The 23,623-nt window shown below is 71.1% G+C and carries 16 protein-coding genes; 11 read left to right on the top strand and 5 right to left on the bottom strand.

The annotated features are described in order from the left end of the window. The first annotated feature begins 50 nt into the window (after positions 1-50). The 7 genes from Msi02_RS22020 to Msi02_RS21990 all read left to right on the top strand — a co-directional run bounded on the left by Msi02_RS22020 (position 51) and on the right by Msi02_RS21990 (position 12,905). On the top strand, positions 51-1,178 hold the full coding sequence (locus Msi02_RS22020; RefSeq protein WP_204050047.1) for a Gfo/Idh/MocA family protein: 1,128 nt from the start codon (positions 51-53) through the stop codon (positions 1,176-1,178). Beyond that, on the top strand, positions 1,175-2,677 hold the full coding sequence (locus Msi02_RS22015; RefSeq protein ID WP_204050046.1) for a sugar ABC transporter ATP-binding protein: 1,503 nt from the start codon (positions 1,175-1,177) through the stop codon (positions 2,675-2,677). The genes Msi02_RS22020 and Msi02_RS22015 overlap by 4 nt, the downstream gene beginning before the upstream one ends. Beyond that, positions 2,674-3,699: an ABC transporter permease gene (locus tag Msi02_RS22010; RefSeq protein WP_204050045.1), complete on the top strand. Its 1,026-nt coding sequence runs from the start codon at positions 2,674-2,676 to the stop codon at positions 3,697-3,699. The genes Msi02_RS22015 and Msi02_RS22010 overlap by 4 nt, the downstream gene beginning before the upstream one ends. Continuing rightward, positions 3,696-4,703, top strand: coding sequence for an ABC transporter permease (locus Msi02_RS22005; protein WP_204050044.1), 1,008 nt, complete (start codon positions 3,696-3,698; stop codon positions 4,701-4,703). The genes Msi02_RS22010 and Msi02_RS22005 overlap by 4 nt, the downstream gene beginning before the upstream one ends. A 31-nt stretch (positions 4,704-4,734) precedes the next feature. Next, entirely contained in the window at positions 4,735-5,934 is a 1,200-nt protein-coding gene (locus Msi02_RS22000; RefSeq protein ID WP_204050043.1) for a substrate-binding domain-containing protein, read from the top strand. Beyond that, positions 5,931-6,794: a sugar phosphate isomerase/epimerase family protein gene (locus Msi02_RS21995; protein WP_204050042.1), complete on the top strand. Its 864-nt coding sequence runs from the start codon at positions 5,931-5,933 to the stop codon at positions 6,792-6,794. The genes Msi02_RS22000 and Msi02_RS21995 overlap by 4 nt, the downstream gene beginning before the upstream one ends. Before the next feature lie 96 nt (positions 6,795-6,890). Continuing rightward, a complete protein-coding gene (locus Msi02_RS21990; protein ID WP_204050041.1) occupies positions 6,891-12,905 on the top strand; it encodes a ThuA domain-containing protein in 6,015 nt (2,004 codons plus the stop codon). Here the strand turns inward: Msi02_RS21990 and Msi02_RS21985 are convergent. Further along, the gene (locus Msi02_RS21985) at positions 12,884-14,152 is read right to left on the bottom strand and encodes an MFS transporter (RefSeq protein ID WP_204050040.1); all 1,269 of its coding nucleotides are present in this window, start codon (positions 14,150-14,152) and stop codon (positions 12,884-12,886) included. The genes Msi02_RS21990 and Msi02_RS21985 overlap by 22 nt on opposite strands. A 124-nt stretch (positions 14,153-14,276) precedes the next feature. Between Msi02_RS21985 and Msi02_RS21980 the strand changes: the two genes are divergently transcribed. From Msi02_RS21980 to Msi02_RS21965, 4 genes are all read left to right on the top strand, one after another. Further along, positions 14,277-15,299, top strand: coding sequence for an ArsR/SmtB family transcription factor (locus tag Msi02_RS21980; protein WP_204050039.1), 1,023 nt, complete (start codon positions 14,277-14,279; stop codon positions 15,297-15,299). Between the two features lie 150 nt (positions 15,300-15,449). Beyond that, positions 15,450-16,436 carry an ABC transporter ATP-binding protein gene (locus Msi02_RS21975; RefSeq protein ID WP_239108595.1) on the top strand — a complete coding sequence of 329 codons (987 nt, stop codon included), beginning with the start codon at positions 15,450-15,452 and terminating at the stop codon, positions 16,434-16,436. Next, positions 16,436-17,791 (top strand): ABC transporter permease, encoded by a 1,356-nt coding sequence (locus Msi02_RS21970; protein WP_204050038.1) that lies wholly within the window; start codon positions 16,436-16,438, stop codon positions 17,789-17,791. The genes Msi02_RS21975 and Msi02_RS21970 overlap by 1 nt, the downstream gene beginning before the upstream one ends. Positions 17,792-17,794: 3 nt before the next feature. Continuing rightward, entirely contained in the window at positions 17,795-20,542 is a 2,748-nt protein-coding gene (locus Msi02_RS21965; RefSeq protein ID WP_204050037.1) for a bifunctional YncE family protein/alkaline phosphatase family protein, read from the top strand. 113 nt (positions 20,543-20,655) lie between these two features. Here the strand turns inward: Msi02_RS21965 and Msi02_RS21960 are convergent, their stop codons facing one another. The 4 genes from Msi02_RS21960 to Msi02_RS21945 all read right to left on the bottom strand — a co-directional run. Continuing rightward, positions 20,656-21,831 (bottom strand): glycosyltransferase family 4 protein, encoded by a 1,176-nt coding sequence (locus Msi02_RS21960; RefSeq protein WP_204050036.1) that lies wholly within the window; start codon positions 21,829-21,831, stop codon positions 20,656-20,658. After that, a complete protein-coding gene (locus tag Msi02_RS21955; protein ID WP_204050035.1) occupies positions 21,828-22,715 on the bottom strand; it encodes a sulfotransferase family protein in 888 nt (295 codons plus the stop codon). The genes Msi02_RS21960 and Msi02_RS21955 overlap by 4 nt, the downstream gene beginning before the upstream one ends. A gap of 76 nt (positions 22,716-22,791) precedes the next feature. Beyond that, positions 22,792-23,301, bottom strand: coding sequence for an HAD domain-containing protein (locus Msi02_RS21950; RefSeq protein ID WP_204050034.1), 510 nt, complete (start codon positions 23,299-23,301; stop codon positions 22,792-22,794). Positions 23,302-23,424: 123 nt separating this feature from the next. Continuing rightward, positions 23,425-23,623: cellulose binding domain-containing protein (locus tag Msi02_RS21945; protein WP_204050033.1), on the bottom strand; the 199-nt coding region annotated here is incomplete at its 5' end.

Here is a 23,623-nt window from a genome sequence, read left to right as displayed (position 1 = left end):
GTGCGCGAACTTTCGTTGACCATCGACATAAGTCGACTTACGTTCATCGTATGTCTGTGACCGATCTATTACGGGCGTCCGGTGGGACCGGGTCCGAGCAACCGCCGCTGCGCGTGGCGGTCGTAGGCGCGGGGTTCATGGGACAGGTGCACGCGGAGGCGGCCCGGCGCGCCGGGGCGAGCGTCGTGGCAGCGGTGGCGTCCCGCCCCGAGGGGGCCGCCGGTGCGGCACGCGCGGTCGGCGCGGACGAGGGCTACCCGGACCTGACGACCCTGCTCGACGACGCCGAGGTCGACGTGCTGCATGTCTGTACGCCCAACGCATCGCATGCCCCCGTCGCCGCAGCCGCGCTCGCCGCCGGTGTGCACGTCATCTGCGAAAAGCCGCTCGCCACCGGGAGCGCGGAGGCCCTCGCGCTCGGTGAGGCGGCCGGCGATCGGGTGGCCACGGTGCCGTTCGTCTACCGCTTCCACCCCATGGTCCGTGAGTTGCGGGCGCGGCTGGCCGCGGGGGAGGCCGGCGTCGTCGCCAGCGTGACCGGCGGTTACCACCAGGACTGGCTGTCCCGCCCGTCGGACGACGACTGGCGGGTCGATGCCGCGCTCGGCGGGCCGTCGCGGGCGTTCGCCGACATCGGTTCGCATTGGTGCGACCTTTTCGAGTTCGTTACGGGCGACCGGATCGCGCGCCTGTCCGCGCGCACCGCGGTCGTGCACGAGCGCGCACGCGGGAACGGGAAGCCCACCGAGGACCTGGCCTCCGTGCACTTCACCACCGCCGCCGGCATGGTCGGCACTCTGGTGGTGTCGCAGGTCGCCGCGGGTCGCAAGAACCGGTTGCACCTGGAGCTCTCCGGCACCGAGGCGAGCTTCGGCTTCGACCAGGAGGACCCGGAGCGGCTGTGGGTCGGCCGGCGCGAGGGCGGCCAGACGCTGCTGCGCGACCCCGGAACGCTGCACCCCTCCGCGGCGCGCTACGTCCGGCTGCCGGCCGGGCACGCGCAGGGCTACCAGGACTGCTTCAACGCGTTCGTCGCCGACACCTACCGGGCGGTGCGCGGCGAGGACGTGCCGGACGGCCTGCCCACGTTCGCGGACGGCCTGCGCGCCGTCCGGATCACCGAGGCGGTGCTGGCCTCGGCGGCCGCGGACGGCGCGTGGAGAGAGGTGCCGGCATGACGTCGGGCATCGCGACGAACGTGCGGCTGAAGGGGATCTCCAAGTCCTTCCTCGGCGTGCCGGTGCTGCAGGGCGTGGACCTGGAGCTGCGCGGGGGCGAGGTGCACGCGCTGATGGGGGAGAACGGCGCGGGCAAGTCCACGCTGCTCAAGGTTCTGGCCGGGGTGCACCGCCCGGACGGCGGCACCATCGAAGTCGACGGCGCCGAGGTGTCCTTCGCCGGCCCGACCGACGCGCAGCGGGCCGGCATCGCGATCATCCACCAGGAGTTCACCCTGCTGCCGCATCGCAGTGTCGCCGAGAACGTCTACCTCGGACGCGAGCCCGTGCGGGGGGTGCAGGTCGACCGGCGGCGCATGGTGGCCGACACCCGCGAACTGCTGGACTGGCTCGGCGAGGATGGGATCGATCCAACCGACGCCGTGTCGTCGTTGTCGGTCGCTCAGCGGCAGGTCGTGGAGATCGTCAAGGCGCTGTCGACCGACGCTCGGGTGCTGGGGATGGACGAGCCGACCGCAGCGCTCGCCGATCACGAGGTCGAACTGCTCTACGACCTGGTGCGCCGGCTGCGCGAGCGGGGCATCGCGATCCTCTACGTCTCGCACCGCATGCGGGAGGTGTTCGACCTCTCCGACCGGATCACCGTGCTCAAGGACGGGCGGTTCGTCACCTGCGCCCCGACCGGAGAGCTGACCTCCGAGGACCTCGTCCGGCACATGGTGGGCCGCGACCTGGGCGAGTACTACCCGGACCGGGCCGCCCCCGACGACCTCGGGCCGGTCCGTCTCGCGTTGCGCGGCGCCGGCAACGACCGCGTTCGTGAGCTGGACATCGAGGTGCGCGCCGGAGAGATCGTCGGGCTGGCCGGGCTGCAGGGATCTGGCCGCTCGGCGGTCGCACGCGCGGTGTTCGGCGTCGAGCCGTTCACCCGGGGCGTGGTGGAGGTGGACGGGGTGGCACAGCGGGTCACCCGGCCCCGGACTGCGGTGCGCCTCGGGATCGCGCTGGTCACCGAGGACCGCAAGGGAGACGGGCTGGCACTCCGCCAGTCCGTGCGCGACAACACGCTGCTGGTACGCCGCGCCGCGCTGCGTGGCGCACGCTCCCGCGCGAAGTCGGACGTCAAGGCGTTGCTCGACATGGTGACCGTGGTGGCCCGCGGCGAGCACCAGGAGGTGCGCTTCCTGTCCGGCGGCAACCAGCAGAAGGTCGTGCTCGCCAAATGGCTGGCGGTCGAGCCGAAGGTGCTGGTCGTCGACGAGCCGACGCGCGGCATCGACGTCGGCGCGAAGCGGGCCGTACACGAGCTGCTGCGCGATCTCGCGAGGCGCGGCGTGGCGGTGCTGATGATCTCTTCGGAGCTCCCCGAGCTGATCGGGATGAGCGACCGGATCCTCGTCATGCACGACGGTGCGCCGGCCGGTGAGCTGCCCGCCGGCGCGAGCGAGGAGGCCGTGATGGCGCTGGCCACCGGGCACCGGGCCGGTGAGGCGGCGTGAGCGCTCTCGAGGAGAAATCCGTACCGGTCACGCTGAAGGTCACGCGGCCGGCGGTTCACCGACGACTCACCCCGGTCGCCATCGTCTACATCGCACTCGCCGCACTTCTGATCGTCGGCAGTGTGCTCGTCGGGCTCCGCGGCGAGGTCCTCCTCGACCAGGGCGGCATCCTCAACATCCTCACCCGGGCCACCGCGCTCGGCCTCGTCGCGATAGGACAGACGATGGCGATCCTCACCGGATCCCTCGACCTGTCCGTCGCCTACCTGGTCGGCCTCACCTCACTGATCGCCGCGGAGACGATGGCCGGGCGGGACGGCATGGTCGTGCCCGGCGTGCTGCTCGCGCTCGGCGTGGCCGCCGGCGTCGGTCTGGTCAACGGGCTGGTCATCACCGTCCTCAAGGCCAACGCGTTCATCGCGACGCTGGGCGTGGCGCTGATCCTGCGCGGCTACCTCGAGGACAACTACACCGGCCCGGCCGGCGACGTACCGCGTGGCTTCCAGCACCTCGGCTACGACCGGATCGGCCCGGTGCCGGTCGCGGCGCTGCTCATGCTGGCCGTCGCCGCCCTGTCCTGGTGGTACCTGTCGCGGACCCGCCCCGGCTACCACATGTACGCCGTCGGCGGCGACATCGAGGTGGCCCGGCTGTCGGGGGTGCCGACCCGCCGGGTCATCGTCACCGCGCACGTGCTGTGCTCGGTCGCTGCCGGCCTCACCGGGATCTACCTCGCCAGCCGGCTCGGATCGGGCGCCCCGTACGTCGGCACCGACGCCGGGTACGACCTGGAGTCGATCGCCGCCGTCGTGCTCGGCGGGACGCTGCTTGCCGGTGGCCGGGGTGGCGTCGTCGGCACCATCGGCGGCGTCTTCATCCTGGCCACCTTGGACACGATCTTCGACGACCTCGAGGTCGATCCGTTCTTCAAGGACGTGGTGCGCGGCGTCGTGCTCGTGACCGCGGTCGCGCTCTATGCCCGGCGCATGATGGCCAATCGCGCCCGCGGGAGGTTGACATGACCTGGCGTCCTCGCCTGGCCGAGGGCACCGCGCCGGTGCTCGTCGTGCTCCTTCTGCTGCTCGTCGGGCTGGCGATCGTCGGCCCCGCCTACGACGAGCCGTCCGGTTACCTGGCGCTACTCAAACGTGCCGCGCCGCTCGTGGTCCTCGCGATCGGGCAGTACTTCGTCATCGTCTCCGGCGGATTCGACCTGTCGGTCGGCGCGCTGGTGACCGCGGGCGTGGTCATCGCGGCCCGGCTCATCAACGGGAGTGAGTCGGCGACGGTGTGGGTGATCCTGCTCGTGCTCGGGTTCGGCGTGCTGGTCGGCCTGGTGAACGGTCTCGTCACGACGAAGCTCCTGGTGCCGTCGTTCATCGTCACGCTCGGCATGCTGCTCGTGCTCGACGGCGCGATCTTCCTGTGGACCGGTGGCGCGCCACGCGGCGCGCTGTCCGCCGGGTTCCGGATGTTCGGGCGCGGTGCCGTGGATGTCCCGGTGCTCGGCAAGGTCCCGTGGTCGGTGCTCATCCTGCTGGCGGTCCTGGCGGCGGCGGTGCTGTTCATGCGCGGCGGCACCGGCCGGGCGCTGGTCGCGGCCGGCGACAACGAGGCCGCCGTGCGCCTTTCCGGTGGCCGGGTCGACCGGCTCCGGCTGCTCGCGTTCGTCCTCTCCGGACTGCTCGCCGCGATCGCCGCGATCCTGCTCGGCGGGTTCGCCAGCGTCTCGGCGCAGGTCGGCGACGGCCTGGAATTCCGGGCGATCACCGCCGTCGTGCTGGGCGGCGTGCTCCTCGGCGGTGGGCGAGGGTCGGTCGTCGCGGCCGCCGCCGGCGCACTGTCCCTGGAGGCTCTGTTCACGCTGCTGAACCTGCTCGGCGTCAGCGGCGCCCTCGAGTCGGCCGTGCAGGGCGTAATCATCATCGCCGCCGTCGCCTACGCCTCCCTCGGCAGCGGCGTACGGCTGCGGTTGTGGCCGAAACAGCGGAACCCCGTGCGACCGGCGCAACCCGAGTCCTCCTGAAGTCCCCCCGGTAGTAAGGAGATCAACGATAATGACCAGAAAATGGGCCATAGTGGTCGTGGCGGGCGCGCTCGCGCTCGCCGGGTGCTCGAGCGACCTACCCGACGACAAGGCGGCCCCGAGCGGGGGATCGGCCAGTTCGAGCGGGGGATCACCCAGTTCGGACGCGAGCAAGTCCAAGTTCTTCGACCAGGCCGAGTACGACCGCCAGCTGGCGTTCCGCAACGCCACGCCGGAAGGCCCGGACGGCAAGCCGTGGGAGCAGATGCTCCAGCCGGAAATGGTCGACACCGCGAAGTTCGCAAAGCCCGGCGGGAACTACACCCTCTGCTTCTCCAATGCCTCAGTGGACAACCCATGGCGGCAGGTGGGTTACAAGACCATGCAGCAGGAGGTGAAGCTACACCCGGAGATCACCAAGTTCACCGTGCTGGACGCGGAGGCGAAGGACGACAAGCAGATCAGTGACATCCAGTCGCTGTCCGGCCAGAACTGTTCCGCGATCATCATCTCGCCGAACACCACCGCCACGCTGACGCCGGCCGTCGAGCAGGCGTGCAAGACCGGCGTGCCGGTGATCGTGTTCGACCGAGGCGTCAACACCGACTGCCAGGCCACCTTCATCCACCCCATCGGCGGCTTCGCCTTCGGGGCGGACGGCGCGGAGTTTCTGAAGGAGAAGGTCAAGCCGGGCGGCAAGGTCCTCGCTTTGCGCATCCTGCCGGGCGTGGACGTGCTCGAGCAGCGGTGGGCGGCCGCCAACGAGATCTTCGCCGGCAGTGGGCTCAAGGTGGTCGGCGTGGAGTTCACCGACGGCGACGCGGCCAAGACCAAGGGCATCGTGACGGACTACATCCAGCGCGAGGGTCAGATCGACGGTGTGTGGATGGACGCCGGTGCCACCGCCGTCGCCGCCGTGGAGGCGTTCCAGGACGCCGGGGTCGATGTGCCCGCCATCGTCGGCGAGGACCAGCAGGACTTCCTGCGGCTGTGGGCCGACGAAGGCCTGACCGCGGTCGCGCCGACCTATCCCACCTACCAGTGGCGGACTCCGATCATCGCGGCGCTGAAGGTCCTCAAGGGCGAGCAGGTGCCGAAGGAGTGGGTGCTGCCGCAGCCGCGGATCACCGGCGACAAGGTCAAGGAGTACGTCAAGCAGGACATGCCGCCATTGCACTACGCGATGTGCGGGTGCGAGGACATGCCGGGCTACCCGGGGCCGTGGAAGTGACCAGACATCCGCTCGGGGTCAACACCTGGGTGTGGACCTCGCCGCTGACCGACGCGACCCTGGGCGCCCTCGCGGCCAAGGTCGCGGGTTGGGGCTTCGATGTGCTCGAACTCCCGGTGGAGAACCTGGGCGACTGGGAGCCGGGACGGGCCGCCCAGGTGCTCGCCGATCACGGTCTCGGCGCCACCGTATGCCTTGTGATGCCGGCCGGTCGTGAGCTGGCCGCAGCCGACCCGGCCACCATCCGGTCCACCCAGGACTATTTGTTCGGCGTGGTGGACGCCGCCGCGACGGTCGGGTCGCCGGTGATCGGCGGGCCGGCGTACGCCTCGGTCGGCCGGACCTGGCGGATGTCACCGGCCGAGCGGGCCTCCGCGTACGCGCAACTGCGGGACAGCCTCGCCCCCGTGGTCGAGTACGCGGGCGCGGCCGGCGTGACGGTGGCCGTCGAACCGCTCAACCGCTACGAGACGAGCCTGCTCAACACCATCGGCCAGACCCTCGATGCGATCGGTGACCTACCGCACTGCGGCGTCGCGCTGGACCTCTACCACCAGAACATCGAGGAGACGGACATCCCGGCGGCGATCCGCGCGGCCGCCGGCCGGGTGGCGCACGTCCAGGTGTGCGGCAACGACCGCGGTACGCCCGGCGCCGGCCACCTGGACTGGCCGGCCATCCTCGCCGCGATCGACGACGCGGGCTACGCCGGCCCGCTGTGTATCGAGTCGTTCACGGCGGAGAACGCGACGATCGCGACAGCCGCCTCCATCTGGCGCCCACTCGCCGTGAGCCAGGACGCGATCGCCGTGGACGGACTCGAGTTCCTGCGAGGGGTGATGCCCCGGACCCGACGCTAGACCCGACGGCCAACTCGACACCAGCCCGACGGCGCCGGCACGCCGCACGGTCACGACCCCCCAGTAGTTCCTCGCGTCATGGAGGTACCGCATCTCATGAACGTGACCTGGCGTCCCCGGTGGGGACGGTGGTTCGCGATGCCCGTGGCCGGCGCGCTGGCGCTGACCATGATGGGCTCGACGCCGGCGACCGCACACGAGGGCACGCAGGATGAAGCCCACGTGCTGATCTTCACGAAGACCACTCAGTTCCGGCACACCGAGGCGATCGAGCAGGGCGTTCCCGTGCTGGAGGCCGCCTTCGCCGACGCCGGCATCACCTCGCAGCACACCGAGGACTCGTCCATCTTCAACGACGAGGACCTCGCGCGTTTCGACGCGCTCGTGATGTTCCAGGCCTCGGGCGACCCGTGGACCGCCGACCAGAAGGCGGCCATGGAGCGCTACATGCGGGCCGGCCACGGCATCGTCGCCATCCACAACGCCACCGACATGCGTGGCAACTACGCGTGGTGGGACAACATGATCGGCACGCTGATGCCCGGTCACGCCGCCACCGGCACCAGCCCCGGCCTGCCCGGCACCGTCCGGGTGGAGGATCAGGTCCACCCGTCCACCAAGCACCTGCCGCAGCGGTGGGGACGCGCGGACGAGTGGTACAACTACGCGCTCAACGTCCGCGGCAACGCGCACGTGCTCGCCACGATGGACGAGACGACGTACGCCCCGGGCGGCAACGCCATGGGCTACGACCACCCGATCTCCTGGTGCAAGCCGTACGACGGCGGCCGCGCCTGGATGACCGGCATGGGTCACTTCGGCGCCCACTACACGGGCGAGGCGGCGCTGGTGCAGCACATCGTGGGTGGCGTGAAGTGGGCCGCCGGGATGGAGAAGGGCGACTGCGGCGGCACCACCTGGGACAACTTCGAGCGGGTCCCGCTGGACCAGAACACCAGCGCCCCGTACGCCATGGACGTCGCGCCCGACGGCCGGGTGTTCTTCACCGAGCTGGTGCGCGGCCAGATCCGCGTCTACGACCCGCGGACCAGGACCACCTCCACGGCGATCACGATCCCGGTGTACTCCGGCGGTGAGGACGGGCTGCTCGGCATCGCGCTCGACCCGGACTTCGCCAAGAACGGCTACCTCTATATCTACTACTCACCGGCGAGTGCGAATGACAGCGACCCGGCGAACTTCGTCAACCGCCTGTCCCGCCTCACCGTCGGGCAGGGCTCGCAGATCGACCGGGCCACGGAGAAGGTCCTGCTCGAGGTGCCGGCGCGCCGGCTCCCCGACGAGCCCGGTCACACCGGCGGCGGCCTCGCGTTCGGCCCGGGCGGGAACCTCTACCTGGGCGTCGGCGACGACGTGAACCCGCACTCCGAGCCGTCCGGCGGCTACGCACCGCTGTCCGAGCGGGACGGAACCTTCCACGACGCGCGGGCGACCTCGGCCAACACCAACGACCTCCGGGGCAAGCTCCTGCGGATCCACCCGGAGCCGGACGGCACCTACTCCATCCCCGCGGGCAACATGTTCGCGCCGGGCACGCCGAAGACCCGGCCGGAGATCTATGCGATGGGCTTCCGCAACCCGTTCCGGTTCTCGATCGACCCCAAGACCGGGGACGTCGGGCTGGCGGACTACTCGCCGGACAACAGCAGCGACAACCCGGACAACCGGGGCCCCGCCGGTATCGCCGAGTGGAACCTGATCACCGAGCCCGGGTTCTACGGCTGGCCGCTGTGCATGGGCAACAACGAGCCGTTCCGCGACGTCGACTACCGGACGAACCCGGTGACCGTCGGCCCGTACTTCGACTGCGCCAAGCCGATCAACGACTCGATCCGCAACACCGGCCTGACCGAGCTGCCGCCGGCCAAGCCGGCCACGATGTGGTACGGCTACAAGCGGTCCTCGGTGCCGTCGGTCATCCCGCAGGGCGGCGGCCTGGCTCCGATGGGCGGCCCGTTCTACGACTACGACCCGGACCTGCAGTCGGACACCAAGTTCCCGGCGTACTACGAGGGGAAGCCGTTCTTCTACGAGTGGTCGCGGAACAAGATGTACTCGATCATCCCGAACGGGAAGGGCGGGGTCGAGAAGGTCAATCCGTTCCTGCCGCAGCAGCAGTTCCTCGCGCCGATCGACTCCAAGTTCGGTCCAGAGGGCTCGATGTACGTGCTGGACTGGGGTGGCGGGTTCGGCCGCGACAACCCGGACTCGGGGCTGTACCGGATCGACTACATCTCCGGCTCGCGTTCGCCCACGGCGAAGATCAGCGCCTCGCCGGACTCCGGCCAGGCGCCGCTGCCGGTCCGCTTCGACGGCTCGGGCAGCACCGACCCGGAGAAGGAGCAACTGCGGTACGAGTGGGACTTCACCGACGACGGCGTCGTCGACTCGACCGAGGTGAAACCGGCCTTCACCTACACCGCGAACGGCGTCTACAACGCCCGGCTCACGGTGACCGACCCGGCCGGCAAGACCGGGATGACGACGGTGCCGATCACGGTCGGCAACACCCGGCCGGAGGTGAAGTTCAACCTGCCGCCCAACGGCGCGTTCTTCGACTTCGGTGACGAGGTGAGCTGGGACCTGTCGGTCACCGACGCCGAGGACACCAAGATCGACGACGCCGACGTGGTGATCCAGCCGGCGATGGGCCACGACGAGCACGCGCACCCGGCCGAGCCGCTGCACGGGCGCACCGGCTCGGTGGTAACCGCCCTCGGCGGCGGGCACGGCGAGGACATGAACGTCTTCTACGCGCTCGACGGCCGGTACTCCGACTCCGGCGGCGCGGGAGGCACCCCGAGCCTGACCGGTTCGCAAACCACGCTGATCTTCCCGAAGCAGCGGGAGGCGGAGTTCTTCGACGACTCGTCGAACGTGACGGTCGGCCCGTCGCGGGACATCGAGGGCCACGCGAACTCCATCTCCGGCCAGAACGGCGCCTGGGCGTCGTACGACCCGGTCAACCTGCACAACGTCGACCGGCTGGTCCTGCGCGTGTCGGCGGCCGGCGCAAGCAAGATCGAGCTGCGGCGGGGCGCGCCGGACGGTGAACTGCTCGGCACCGCGCAGGTGCCGGCGACCACGAGCGGCGGCTACGTCGACGTCCCGGTCGACGTGTCCGACCCCGGCGAGACGTTCAGCCTGTACGCGGTGTTCCCGGGTGCGGGTGAGCGGCGGCTGAACTTCATCGAGGCCGACGGCAAGGGCGTCTCACCGACGAGCAAGCCGAAGGTCGCCGTGACCTCTCCGACGCCGGCCGACGAGCTGGAGCCGGGCGAGATCCAGGTGACCGCGGACGCGAGCGACGCCGAGAACAAGATCACCAAGGTCGAGTTCTTCGTGGACGGCACGTCGATCGGCACCGACACCACAGCGCCGTACTCGGTGACCTGGAACGCCGCCGCCGAGAAGCGCTACCAGTTGACCGCGGTCGCGACCAGCGACAAGGGGTACCGCACGAAGTCCCGCGTCGTGCAGGTCGAGGTCGGCGACATCCTCGGCGCCTGGCAGACCTACGCCAACACCACCGCCGGCTTCGATCGGCCGGACCAGGACACCTGGATCGTCAAGGCCGGCGGAGAGAACATGTGGCAGGGCACCGACCAGTACGGCTCGGTGTACCTGCCGGCAGCGGCCGGCGACACCTGGACCGCCACGGTGAAGATCGAGAGCCAGACGAACACCAACAACTCCGCCAAGGCCGGCCTGATCGTCCGCAACGACATCACCCGTCCCGGCGTATCGCCCGGCTACGCGGCGATGACGATGCGGGCGGGCCTCGGGTTCGAGTGGCTGCGCGACACCGACGGCAACGGCCAGCTCGACGCCAGCACCGGCGCCAGTACGACGAGCTATCCGTCCTGGGTGCGGATCGTGCGGGACGGAGGGAAGTACTACGGGTACTGGAGCAAGGACGGGACGTCGTTCACCCTGGTCGGCGACCCGGTGACGCTGCCCGGCGCGGCCGGCACGCAGGACGTCGGCCTCGCGGTCACCGCGCACAACGCGTCCGCCACCAGCGAGGTGAAGTTCAGCGGCTTCTCGCTGGTCGACCGGGCCATCCACCCGGCACCGCCGGAGACCTCGCCGATCTGCGCGATCCGCGGCTCGGACACCTTCGACGGTGACGCGCTGAACACCAGCCGGTGGAGCACGGTGCGGAACGCGCCGAACCTGCCCGTACGGGTCGCCGACGGCGGGCTGGTGCTGCCGGTCACCAACGGTGACATCAACGAGGGTGCCGCCGGGCCGATCAGCTACGTCGGCCAGCGTGCCAAGACCGGGCCGTGGACGATCACCACGAAGGTGACCATCCCGCACGACCGCGAGTGGCAGCACGCCGGTCTGCTCATGCACGGCACCGACAACGACTACGTCAAGCTGGCGTTCACCCGTAACTCGTCCGGCGGTCGGATCATGGAATTCCAGACCGAGGCCGGCGGCACGCGGACCTGGCACGCCAACGTGGGCGTGCCGGCGGACTTCCCGTCCACCGCGCACCTGCGGCTGGTCAGCGACGGTCAGAAGCTGACCGCGGCGTACTCCGCCGACGGCCGGACCTGGACGGCGCTCGCCGGCTCCGCGAACGTCATCCCGAACGCGACCGTCGGCCCCATGGCCGCCGGGGACACCGGGGCGGCGCGGGTCAACGCCGTGTTCGACCACTTCACCATCACACCGGACGGCACGGACGACGGTGTCCGCGCGCCCGGCGACGAGTTCGACGGCAGCGCTGTCGACGGCTGCCGGTGGAACTCGGTGGTGCGATACGACTCGTCCAAGGTCGCGGTGAGCGGCGGTGCGCTGCGCGTCGAGACCCAGCCGGGCGACATCAACGGCACCGACAACGCCTCACCGCGGAACTTCATCCTGCAGAAGATCCCCGCGGACGTCGCCGCCGGCAACTGGACGATCGAGACCAGGCTGACGCCGACGATGCTGCACAAGTGGCAGCTGGCCGGCTTCCTGGTCTACAACAACGACGACAACTACGTGAAGTTCGACGTCGTCGCCGGCAATGACGCCGGATCGCCGGCCAACCTGCGTGCCGAGCTGGTTTCGGAACGCAACGCGCAGTTCGGCAACGGCGGCAATCGGTCGATCGACATCGCGGACTCGTCCGAGAGCGGCTGGTACTACCTGCGGCTGAGCCGGAGTGGGAACACCTACTCGGCCCAGATCAGCGACGGGGGGGTCAACTGGACCTCGCTCGGCCAGCCGGTCACCAACGACGCCGCGATGACCTCGTTCGGCTTGATGGCGATTGGTCCGCAGCAGGCGCAGCCGGTCACGGTCGCGTTCGACTACTTCCGGGTCCTCGACACGACGGCGCCGAGCCTGACCGTGTCGGTCGATCCGGCGCAGCCGAACGGCCGGCGTGGCTGGTACACCTCGCCGGCGACGGTCACCGCGTCGGCGAGCGACGACCGCGACGGCCCGGTGCGCATCGAGTTCGCCCAGGGCGACGGCGCCTGGGCCCAGTACCGCGAGCCGGTCCGGGTGACCGAGGACGGCCTGCGGGAGCTGCGGTTCCGGGCGATCGACGAGGCCGGCAACGTCTCCGCGCCGGCAGCGGTGTCCCTGCGCGTCGACACCACGGCCCCCGTCGTGAGCGTGGACGGCGTGGCGAAGGACGGCAAGTACGACGTCGGCACCTCGCTGCCGATCGCCGCCACGGCGCGGGACGCCACGTCGGGCGTCGACTCGGTGGCCCTCCGCCTGGACGGGGTGGCGATCGAGAGCGGTGCGGGTGCCGAGCCCACGGCGGGGGGTCACAAGCTGACCGCCGTGGCGACCGACCTGGCCGGCAACGACACGGAGGTGAGGGTCGCCTTCGAGGTCGTCGCCACCTATGCCAAGACCCAGGCGCTGGTGCGGCGGTACCAGGCGGAGGGTCTGCTGAGCGACGAGCTCGCCGACCGCCTGTTCGGCCAGCTCCAAGCGGCCAAGGCCACGTCGGCGGCAGGCCGGACGGACCAGGCCAAGGCTGCCCTGGACCGGTTCACGGCGGCGGCTCGTACCGCCACCGACGAGTCGGTCCGCGCGCAACTGCTCGCGGCCGGTGCCTACCTGCGCGCCCGCCTGTGAGTAGATGATGGGGAGCCGGTGCCGGCCGGCTCCCGACCGGTGCCGGAGCACGCCCCGCGTGCTCCGGCACTTGGTCTTCTGGGGCGGCACCGCGCACGCGCCAGGAGGTGGCGGGCCAGGGCGAGCGCGGCCAGCAGCGCGACGAGCGCGCACACGCCCCACCAGCCGGCCACGCCCCAGACACGGATCCCGAGCCAGGATCCTGCGCTGCCGCCGAGGTAGGCACAGGTCATGTAGGCGGTGTTGAGCCTGCCGCGGGCGTCGGGCCGCAGGGCGTAGACCCGGGCCTGGTTGGCGACCATGCCGCACTGCATCGCGACGTCGAGCAGCAGCGTGCCGAGGGTCAGCGCGGCCAGGCCCGCCGTGCCGCCCAGCGACCCGGCGGCCAGGACCGCCGCCGAGAGGAGGACCCCGAGCATGCAGACGAGGTTCACCGGATCCGGGCCCACCCGATCGACCATGCGGCCGGCGACGGGAGTGCACAGCATGGTCGCCGCGCCGACCAGGGCGAGCATCCCGACGGCCTGCGCGCCCAGGCCGTACGCCGGGCCGGTGAGCAGGAGCGCCAGGCAGGTCCAGACGGCCGAGAACCCGGCGAAGACGGCCGCCTGGTAGACGCAGGAGCGGCGCAACTCGGGCTCGGCGCGCAGCAGGCGCAGCGGTTCGGCCAGGAGGGCCGGGTAACGCCGGCGGGTGGAGGCTGCCGTGTCCGGCACCGTGACGGCCAGGCCCGCCGCGAGGAGCAGCGTCAGCGCCGCGGCCACCAGGTACGGAGCCCGCCAGCCCAGCCATTCGCCGAGGGTCCCGCTGAAGGTGCGGGCCAGCAGCATGCCGCCGGTCGATCCGCTCAGCAGCGTGCCGAGCACCTCTCCCCGGCGATCGGCCGCCACCAGACCGGTCGCCAGAGGGCCGACGACCTGCGCGGCCACGGTGGTGAGCCCGACCAGCGCGGCGGCGGCGACGAGCGGCGGCAGGGCCGGCGCGCAGCCCGCGGCGAGCAGGCCGAGGCCGGTGAGGGCGAGCAGGACCACGAGGAACGGGCGGTGCGGGAAACGGTCGCCGAGCGGCACCAGCAGGACGATCCCGGCCGTGTAGCCGGCCTGGGTGGCGGTCACCACCAGGGCGCCCGCGTCGGAAGGCAGATGCAGCCCGGCGGCGACCAGCGGCCCGATCGCCTGCGGGAAGTAGATGTTGCCCACGGCCACCGCGCAGGTGAGGGCCAGGATCGCGAGCATCCGGCGGCTCATGCCCCGACCACCGACTCACCCCGGCGCTGTCCGGTCATGTCGCTCACGACGACGAATGCGTGGGTCATGGACCGAAGTCCACGCCACGGGCCTTCCGCCGCCAATCGATGTAGCGTATGGCTTAATGATCAGCTTTGAGCTCGGCGTCGAGGATCTCGCGGACACGAGGTTCGCCCTCTCGCCCCTGACCGAGACGGTGCTCAGCCTGCGGGTGCTGCGCGACCCGGGCCTGTCCGCCGTGCATCTCCCGTGGCGCAGATCCGTCATCGGCAGGCTCGGCACGCTCGACACGGACCTGCTGATGTCCTTGGTGGCGGAGAGGTTCACCCTTCCCGATTTCCTGACCCCGAGGCCCGAGGTCTTCGCCCCGGGCTTCGACGAGGAACTGGCGGTGGTGCGCCGGACCCCTCCCGACCTGGTCCGCCGCGACCTGGCGGTCACGCACGCGCCGGCTCCGCTCCCCGAGCCGCTGCGCGACGCCGCCGCGACCGACGACGCGCCGGTCGTACGGCTCCGGGACGCCGTCTGCGATCTCCTCGCGCGCTACTGGGAGATCGCGGTCAGGCCGATGTGGCCGCAGATGCGGCTGGTGCTGGAGGCCGACATGACCTACCGGGCCCGGCAACTGGCCGTGGGAGGCGCCCGCCTGCTGTTCGCGGGCATGCACCCGAACCTGCGCTGGGACGACGGCGTGCTGCACGTCGACAAGATGATCAGCAGCTTCCGGGTCGCGGCGGCCGGGCGTGGGCTGTTGCTCGTGCCCTCCGTGTTCGCGCACAAGCCCGCGCCTCCGGTCGTCCCGGAGGAGCCTCCCACGCTGGTCTATCCCAGTCGCGGCGTGGCGACGCTCTGGACCCCGGCGCCCGTCGCGGACGAGACCGCTCTCGTGTCGCTTCTCGGCGCGCCGAGGGCGAGGCTGCTCGGCCTCCTCGGCGAGCCGCTGCCCACCGTCGAGATCGCCCGCCGTCTCAGGGTCACCCCGAGCGCCGTGTCCCAGCACCTGCGCGTGCTGTACGCCACGGGCCTGGTCACCCGGGCCCGCGACGGGCGGCAGGTCCTCTACCGGCGCAGTTCCCTGGGCGACACGCTGACCGGCGCGGGCCATCCGCGCGCCGCCGCCTCGGCGGCGCGACCAGAACGAACATGACCAAATAGATCACGATGTCTGTTCACGCGGCATAAACCCTTCGTTGTCGCGATGCACACCCTGCCGCGTCCTTAGCGTGGCTAACTTTCTCCGCTGCCGCACCGATCGCCGAATCCGCGACCGGGCGCCGGCTGCCGAGGAAGGACAGGGATGCGAAAAGGCGACATGCACGGGAGCCCGGCCGTCCGGGCCCGCGGAATCACGAAGTCCTTCGGTGACGTGGTCGCGCTCGACGGCGTCGACCTCGACGTGGCACACGGGCAGGTCCACGGCCTGGTCGGCCCGAACGGCGCGGGCAAGACGACGCTCCTCGGCCTGCTGCTGGGCTTGGCGGTCGCGGACGGCGGACGCCTCGAGATCCTCGGTACGCCGGTCGGGCGCACGCTCGCCGTCCCCGACGGCGTCGCGGGCTTCGTGGACGGACCAGGGCTCTATCCCTCGCTCACCGCGCGCCAGAACCTCTCGGCCCTGGCCGCACTGGCCCGGTACGACACCGGTGGCGCCACCGGCGTCGACGACGCGCTGGAGCAGGTCGGGCTCACCGACGTCGCCGGCGACCGTGTGCGGGGGTTCTCGCTGGGGATGCGCCAGCGGCTCGGGCTGGCCGCCGCGCTGCTCACCAAGCCGCGCCTGCTCGTCCTCGACGAGCCGGCCAACGGCCTGGACCCCGCGGGCAAGAACCACGTGCACCGCGTCATCACCGGGCTCGCCGCGGACGGGACCGCGGTGGTCCTCTCCAGCCACCGGATGGACGACCTCGCCGCGCTGTGCTCCGAGGTGACCATCCTCGCCGCCGGACGGGTCGTCTTCTCCGGTCCGGTGAGCAAACTCGCCGCCGAGAGCGGCGAGCTCGACTACCGGCTGCTCACCTCCGACCCCGCAGCCGCCCGCCGGCTGGTGTCGCAGACGCCCGGGCTTCGCGTCGCGCCCGGCCGCGACCCCGCGGCGCGACCCGACGCCGACGTACTCGTGGTCCGCGGGCCCGTGCCGGCCATCGACGAGCTGGTCGTACGGCTGGTGCGAGCCGGTGTGGCGCTCCGGGAGCTGGCGCCCGTGGTGACGCCGCTCGAGGCCGCTTTCCTCGCCCTGACCGGGACCGGCACCGTACCCACGAAGGCCGATCGGGAGGACCTGTGATGACCGCGACCGCCACCCGGCCCCGGGCCGGCGCCCGGCCGGCGCCCGTGCTGCCCGGCTACCGGTTCGAGTTGGTCAAGCTGCTCTCCCAGTGGCGCATCCGCCTGTTGCTGCTCGCCTGCTGGATCGCCCCGGCGGCCTTCGTGGCCGCCGTCAGCCTGCAGAGCTCGCTCCCCGCCGACACGGTGTTCGGCCGCTGGATGAACGCGACCGGCTGGGCGGGGGCGCTGGTCGTGCTGGACTTCTCGTGCAACTGGGCGCTCCCGCTGCTGACGGCGCTGGTCGCCGGCGACGTCTTCGCGGCCGAGGACCGGCTGGGCACCTGGCGCCACCTCCTCGTGGCGGTGCGCTCGCCGAAGCGGATCTTCGTGGCGAAGGGCCTCGCCAGCCTGACCGTGCTCCTGCTGCTGGTGGCCGGGCTGGCCGCGTCGGGCATCATCGGCGGCCTGGCCGCGGCCGGAAACCGGCCGCTCGCCGGCCTGGACGGCCATCTCCTCGCCCCGGCGGACGCTGCCGCCACGGTTCTGCTCGCCTGGGTGTGCGTGCTGGCGCCGACGGTGGCGTTCGCCGCCGTCGGGCTCCTCGGCTCGGTGGCCCTGGGCCGCTCGCCGATGGGCCTGCTGATGCCCGCACTGCTCGCCCTGGTGCTGCAGCTCGCCCAGCTGCTCCCGCTGCCGGTGGCGGTGCGGATGGCCCTGCCGAACGGCGCCTTCCTCGCCTGGCGCGGGCTGTTCACCAGCCCGGCGCAGGCGGGCCCCCTCCTCATCGGTCTCGCGGTGAGCCTGGTGTGGGCGGTCACCGCCACCGCGCTGGCCTACCGGCTGTTCCTGCGCCGCGACTTCACCGACCTGGCGTACGACGGGTCGGGCCGGCGGGTCGTCGTGGCGGCGATCCTGCCGCTGGCCGCACTGGTCGTCCTCACCGTGGGCGTGATCGCCGTCGCGGCCCCGGCCACGGGCTCGGGGATCGAGAAGGGGAAGCTGCAGGACTCGCTCGCCACGGCGTACGCCCACCTCTACCGACTGCAGACGCGGGAGCTCCATCGCCCCGACGTCACCGAGGCCCAGCTGCAGGCCACCGCGTCCTGCGACAAGGGTGACTCCCGCGTCCTCGACCAGGGACCGGGCAACGACTGGCGGTGCGTCGTGTCCTGGCACCTCCCCGGCGCGACCGCCGTGGGCACCGCCATCTACCAGCTCGACGTCACCGCAGACGGGCGGTACGTCGCCGACGGAGACGGACCCAAGGAGGTCAACGGCTACTTCCAGGTGCGCACCCCGGCCGGGGACGCGCCCAACCCCCTGTGGCAGTTCGACGGGAACGTCGACCTGCTCGCAAGCACCCCTAAGGAATGATTCATGCACGTCACGCGCCAGCGCGTCACGAAGGTCCCTCTCCGACTCCTGAACGGACGCACCGGCCGGCGGACCCGCCTCCTCGCGGCCGCCACCGCCGCCCTCGTCGTCGCCGGCGGCGGCATCGCCTACGCGTCCACCGACGGCTTCGGCACCCAGCAGGTCGGCCAGACCACCGACAAGGGCCTGGTCGTGTCCGACGCCCAGTACATCAAGCCGATCGGCGAGCGCCTCGTCATCAACAACGGCAAGATCATGTCGTCCTCGGTCAGCCCGGACGGCACCCACCTCGCGGCCTCGGTCACCGACGGTGGGATGGCGCTCGTCATCGTCGACCTGAAGAACTGGAAGGTGCAGCAGCTCGTCGGCAACAACGCGGCGGCGAACCTGCGCATCAGCGGCAACGACGTGGGCCAGGAAGGCCCCACGTACTCGCCGGACGGTTCGCAGCTGTGGCTGGGCCAGGCCGACGGCTACCGCAAGTTCACCGTGAACCCGGACGGCACCCTCGCCAACCCGACGTTCATCACCATCCCCGCGCAGGGCTCGAAGCGCGCGCTGGTGGGTGAGCCGGTGTTCTCCGCTGACGGCAAGACCGTCTACGTCGCCGTCAACGGCCAGAACCGTGTGGTCGCCATCGACTCGGCGACCGGGGCCATCCAGCAGAGCTGGGCCGTGGGCAACGCCCCGCGTGACATGGTCATGGTCGGGACCAAGCTCTACGTCAGCAACGAGGGCGGCCGCCCGGCGAAGCCCGGCGACACCACGATCAACTCCTACGGCACTCAGGTGGTGGCCGACCCGGTGACCGCTGCCACCACTACCGGCACGGTCAGCGTCATCGACCTGGCGAACCCGGCTGCCGCCGCCACGAGCATCGACGTCGGTCTGCACCCGACCGCCCTGTACGCCAAGAACGGGGCGCTGTTCGTCACCAACACCGCCACCAACGACGTGTCGGTCATCGACACCTCCAGCGACAAGGTCGTCCAGACCATCGCCACCCAGCCGTGGCCGCAGGCCTCGGTGGGCTACGAGCCCGACGCGGTGACGCTCACCGACGACGGTCACCTGCTGGTGACGCTCGGCCGCGCCAACGCGGTCGCCGTCTACCGGTACACGACGCCGCAGGAGCCGGTCGGCTACCTCGGCCTGCTCCCGACGGACTACTTCCCGGCGGAGATCACCACCGTCGGCGACCAGGTGCTGGTCTCCAACACCCGCGGCATCGACGCCCGCCGCCCCACCACCGCCGCCGGGCACGGCACCCACGACACGACGTCGAGCCTGCAGCGGTTCACGCTGCCGGACGACAAGGAGATCGCCAAGTCCACGGCCACGGTCTTCGCGCAGAACGGCTGGGGCAAGAACGACGTCAAGCAGGCCCAGGGCAACAAGCAGAAGGCCGAGGCGGTCCCGAAGCGCCTCGGCGACCCCTCGACGATCAAGCACGTCTTCCTGATCGTCAAGGAGAACCGGACCTACGACCAGCTCTTCGGTGACATGCCGCAGGGCAACGGCGACCCGTCGCTGGCCCAGTACGGCGAGAACGTGACGCCGAACCAGCACGCGTTGGCCAAGCAGTTCGGGCTGTACGACAACACGTATGCCATCGGCACCAACTCCGCCGAGGGTCACAGCTGGCTGATGCAGGCCAACAACCCGGAGTACACCGAGTCCTCGGCCGGCGAGTACCTGCGCAGCTACGACACCGAGGACGACGCTCTCGGCCACCAGCGGACCGGCTTCATCTGGACCGGTGCGCAGGCGGCCGGGAAGACCGTGCGGAACTTCGGCGAGTTCCAGCAGTTCCTGACCAAGCCGGCCGGCGCGAGCTGGCAGAACCTGTACTGCGACACCAAGAACATGGCGGCGACCGGGCAGGACACCGCCTACCGCATGAACTCGTCCTCGCCGATCCCGTCGCTCAACGACGTGTCGGTGCACGGCTACCCGAAGTACGACTTGAACGTCCCGGACATCTACCGGTACGAGATCTGGAAGCGTGACTTCGAGGCCAACGGGCCGGCGAACCTGAACATGTTCTGGCTCTCCAGCGACCACACCGGTGGTCCGCCGAACGCGGCCGCTCAGGTCGCCGACAACGACCTGGCCGTCGGCAAGATCGTGGACAAGATCTCGCACAGCGAGTACTGGAAGGACTCCGCGATCTTCGTCGTCGAGGACGACTCCCAGGCCGGCATCGACCACGTCGACGGCCACCGTGCCCCGATTCAGATCATCAGCCCCTGGGCCAAGCACGGCACCGTGGACAGCCACTACTACACGCAGATCAATATGATCCGCACCATCGAGCAGATCCTCGGGATCCAGCCGATGAACCAGAAGGACAGCGCCGCCACTCCGATGGCTGCGGCCTTCACCGACAAGCCCGACTACACGCCGTTCACCGCCCTGCCGAACCGCACATCGCTGACCTTGGGTCTGTCGACCCTGCCGGCCTGCGGCGCGGACACCCCGGCGCCGCAGAACCCGGCTGCTGCTGCGGCGCCGTCGGCGAAGGTGCCCGCGGACAAGCAGGAGATCGCGAAGAAGTGGGGCGCCTGGAAGTCGCACCAGGCGTTCAACGGCCCCAACGCCAGGGCCGACTCCGGCAACCCGGAGCAGATGAACCGCTTTTCGTGGTACGAGGCGCACGACTACAAGAAGCCCTACCCGGGTGACGACGAGATCTACGCGCCGGACCAGGTGCCGGGCGCCTACATCCCGTCGTCGGACAACGACGGCTGACGCGGGCTGATCAGACGGAAGGGCCCTTGACCGGCGTCACCGCCGGCCAGGGGCCTCTTCCGTCCCCCGCACGGGCGGCAGGCCGGCCGGGCGACACGTCCGCGCGAGCCGCGTCACCGCCGCGCCCGCGCGTCGCTGCCCGTCTTGGCCTGGAGAAGTTCGGTGAACAGGTTCTCCCACTGCGGCATGACGTTCTCCGGGGCGTACTCCCTGGCGGTGGCCGCCGCGGCGGCGCCCATGCGCAGCCGGAGGTCGCGGTCGGCGATGAGCCGGTTGAGCGCCGCGGCGAGGGCGTCCACGTCCTCACAGGGCACCAGGACGCCGTCGGTCCCGTCGGTGAGCACGTCACGGGGGCCGGTCGGGCAGTCGAAGGCCACGATCGGCAGCGCGTGGGTCATCGCCTCGATCATGACCATCGGCAGGCCTTCGAAGCGGCTGCTCAGCGCGTAGATCGAGGCCCGGGCGAGTTCGTCGTCGAGGCGGTTGGTGCGGCCCATCAACGTCACGTGGGCGGACAGGCCGTGCTCACGGATCAGCGCGCGCAGGGCGGCCTTCCTCGGGCCGGTGCCGAAGACGCGCAGGCGCCACTCCGGATGCTCCTTCACCACCTGGGCGAACGCCGGGAGCAGCAGGTCGAAGCCCTTCTGCCTGACCAGGCGGCCGGCGGCGACCACGACGGGGTGCTCCTGCCGGGACGGCACCTGGTTCACCGCGTGCACCGCGTTCGGGATCCGCACGATCCTCGTGCCGGGCAGCGCGCGCTCGTACTCGCGCCGGTCGCCGGCCGTCAGCACGGCGATCGCGTCGAACGCGCCGTAGTGCCGGACGATCTCCTCGCGCAGCGCGCCGGGATAGGTGCCGAGGTTCATGTGCTCCTGCGCCACCCGCACGACGTTCCCGGAGGCGCGGCGCGCGGAGATGAGGTTCAGCGCCGGGCGCGTGGTGACGAGGACCCCGTCGTCCACCGAGGCGACGTAGTCGATGACCGCCTTCTCGACCCGCTCGGTGAAGTAGCCCGCGGCGAACTCGCCGTACGGCACGATCTTGCCGCGCAGCCGCCGCCACACGCGCCGGCCGAGGGAGTCGGCCTGTACGCCGGTCCGCTGGTCCACGAGTGTGGTGAGCGCGACGTCGGGATGCAGGCGGAACTGCGGCTCGTCACGGCGGCGCACCACGCTGACGATGTCCACCTCGTGGCCGAGCGCGGCCATCGCGTTCGCCTGGTTGACCACGGTGCGGATCGTGCCGCCCATGCCGTAGGCGTGCAGGAGCAGGTAACGGATCCTCATCGGACCTCCTCCTTCGGGAGGTAGCCCCAGCTGCGGCAGATGGGTTTGAGCAGGTCGGGTATCTCGTCCGGCCCGGGCAGGTCGCGTCCCGGCTGCACGGTGCCCGACCGGATCTTGTCGCTCCAGTCGCCCAGGCCCTTCTGCACCACCTTCTGCTCGCCGTACGCCAGCATTCCGGGCTCCCACTCCACCTCGAGAAAGTCGCAGATGGCGCGGGTCGTCTTCTCCGGCTCGGCGGTCAGGTCCTCGTACCGCACGGTCAGGCCGGTGAGCGCCTTCCTGGCCCGCTGCACCGCCTTCATGTAGCGCAGCGCGTCGGCGGCGGCCTCCTCCCGGGTGCGCTTGACGGGGTCGGCCTCATACCACGAGGCGGCGATGGAGGCGGGGTGGCGCAGCAGGAAGACGTAGCGGGCGTCGGGCCAGCAGGCGGAGATCCGGGCGTACGCGAAGGCGTTGGCGGGGGTCTTGTCCACGATGGTCCGCTTGCCGCTCCGCACGAGTTCGCGGTGGAGCACCCGGTCCCACAGCATGTGCTCCAGGTCGGCCTGGTTGTGACCGAGCGCCTCCATTGCCTTGCGGGCCAGTGGCGTGCCGAACCCGACGGTCAGCCGCCTGACGTGCAGCTCGTGGGGGGCGTGCAGTTCGGGGTGGGCGTTCAGGACCGACCGCAGCAGAGTGGAGCCCGACCGCACCGGGGACATGATGAACACCGGAGCGACCAGAAGGCGGTCGGTGCGAGGGTCGGCGGGAGGACGCACCATTTCCTCCGGCGCCGGAGCCGGGGCGGGGCCGGCGGGCGAGGACTGGGCGGCGGGCCGGACGCGGGTGAGCTGGACTCCTGTGAACTTCACGAGTGCGCCGTTGATCCTCCGCTGCCATGTCATGGCCCGCGAGATTACCGGGGCTTCCGGGGAAATCCCTGAGAATCCACCCCCTGCTCACCTGTGACCCCGCCATGTCTCACCAGGCGGCTTGCGGCCGCCGCGCGATCAGCCACCGGCGGGCCGCGTCCAGGTGGGCGTCGCCCAGCCCGTCCCTGGGGTCGACGGCCACCACCAGGAACTCGCCGACGCCCGGATGGCCCCGCAGGAACTCCAGATCGGCCGGGCCGAGATCGTCGTCGAACCACACGAACGGCCGGCCCCGGACGTACTCGGCGACGTGCCAGGTCTTGATGTTCACGCCGGGCGGGCGGGGAGGGTCGCCGTCGATCGGGATCACCGGCAGCGGGGGCAGCCCGATCCTGGGGCCGATCTCCTCGTTCGCGCGCTCGCCCCAGGTCGTCGCCCAGGTCAGCGCCGCGCCGGTCTCCCGGCGCAGCGCGGTCAGCTTGGCGCCGTGCCGGGGATCGAGCAGCAGGCGGAACCACTCGCCCTCCGCCACGCACTCGAAGCGGCGGAAGCGCGGTGAGGAGCGCCGTGCGGGGTTGAGCACACCGTCGACGTCCAGCAGCAGCAGTGTCCCGTCCATCACGGCCATCATCCCGCCGTCCGGGTCCGCTCCTCCACCCCCGGACGCGCAGGTGCGACAACGCGAAACCGGACCCGGCCGGACATCGTCCGAACCGGATCCGGTTTCGTCAGGGGTTAGGGATCAACTGCAGGTGACGGACGGGGTGGCCGCGCTGCCGTTGGCGGTGAAGCCGAAGGTGGTGGACGAGCCGGCCGCGATGGAGCCGTTGTAGGGCGCGTTGCGGACGGTCACGCTGGAGCCGGACACGCTCTGCGTGCCGTTCCACAGGCTGCTGATGCTCTGCCCGCCGGGCCAGGTCCAGTTCACGGTCCAGCCGTTC

This window comes from Microbispora siamensis (assembly GCF_016863095.1).
GTDB lineage: Bacteria > Actinomycetota > Actinomycetes > Streptosporangiales > Streptosporangiaceae > Microbispora > Microbispora siamensis.
This window is presented reverse-complemented; position numbering and strand designations above follow the sequence as displayed.

Excerpts from the sequence above, each read along its gene's own strand:
- Msi02_RS21970 (WP_204050038.1), top strand. The coding sequence starts at position 16,436 with ATGACCGCGACCGCCACCCGGCCCCGGGCCGGCGCCCGGCCGGCGCCC.
- Msi02_RS21990 (WP_204050041.1), top strand. The coding sequence starts at position 6,891 with ATGAACGTGACCTGGCGTCCCCGGTGGGGACGGTGGTTCGCGATGCCC.
- Msi02_RS21950 (WP_204050034.1), bottom strand. The coding sequence starts at position 23,301 with ATGGACGGGACACTGCTGCTGCTGGACGTCGACGGTGTGCTCAACCCC.
- Msi02_RS22020 (WP_204050047.1), top strand. The coding sequence starts at position 51 with ATGTCTGTGACCGATCTATTACGGGCGTCCGGTGGGACCGGGTCCGAG.
- Msi02_RS21955 (WP_204050035.1), bottom strand. The coding sequence starts at position 22,715 with ATGACATGGCAGCGGAGGATCAACGGCGCACTCGTGAAGTTCACAGGA.
- Msi02_RS21980 (WP_204050039.1), top strand. The coding sequence starts at position 14,277 with ATGATCAGCTTTGAGCTCGGCGTCGAGGATCTCGCGGACACGAGGTTC.
- Msi02_RS22000 (WP_204050043.1), top strand. The coding sequence starts at position 4,735 with ATGACCAGAAAATGGGCCATAGTGGTCGTGGCGGGCGCGCTCGCGCTC.
- Msi02_RS21985 (WP_204050040.1), bottom strand. The coding sequence starts at position 14,152 with ATGAGCCGCCGGATGCTCGCGATCCTGGCCCTCACCTGCGCGGTGGCC.
- Msi02_RS21960 (WP_204050036.1), bottom strand. The coding sequence starts at position 21,831 with ATGAGGATCCGTTACCTGCTCCTGCACGCCTACGGCATGGGCGGCACG.
- Msi02_RS21965 (WP_204050037.1), top strand. The coding sequence starts at position 17,795 with ATGCACGTCACGCGCCAGCGCGTCACGAAGGTCCCTCTCCGACTCCTG.
- Msi02_RS22015 (WP_204050046.1), top strand. The coding sequence starts at position 1,175 with ATGACGTCGGGCATCGCGACGAACGTGCGGCTGAAGGGGATCTCCAAG.
- Msi02_RS22005 (WP_204050044.1), top strand. The coding sequence starts at position 3,696 with ATGACCTGGCGTCCTCGCCTGGCCGAGGGCACCGCGCCGGTGCTCGTC.
- Msi02_RS21975 (WP_239108595.1), top strand. The coding sequence starts at position 15,450 with ATGCGAAAAGGCGACATGCACGGGAGCCCGGCCGTCCGGGCCCGCGGA.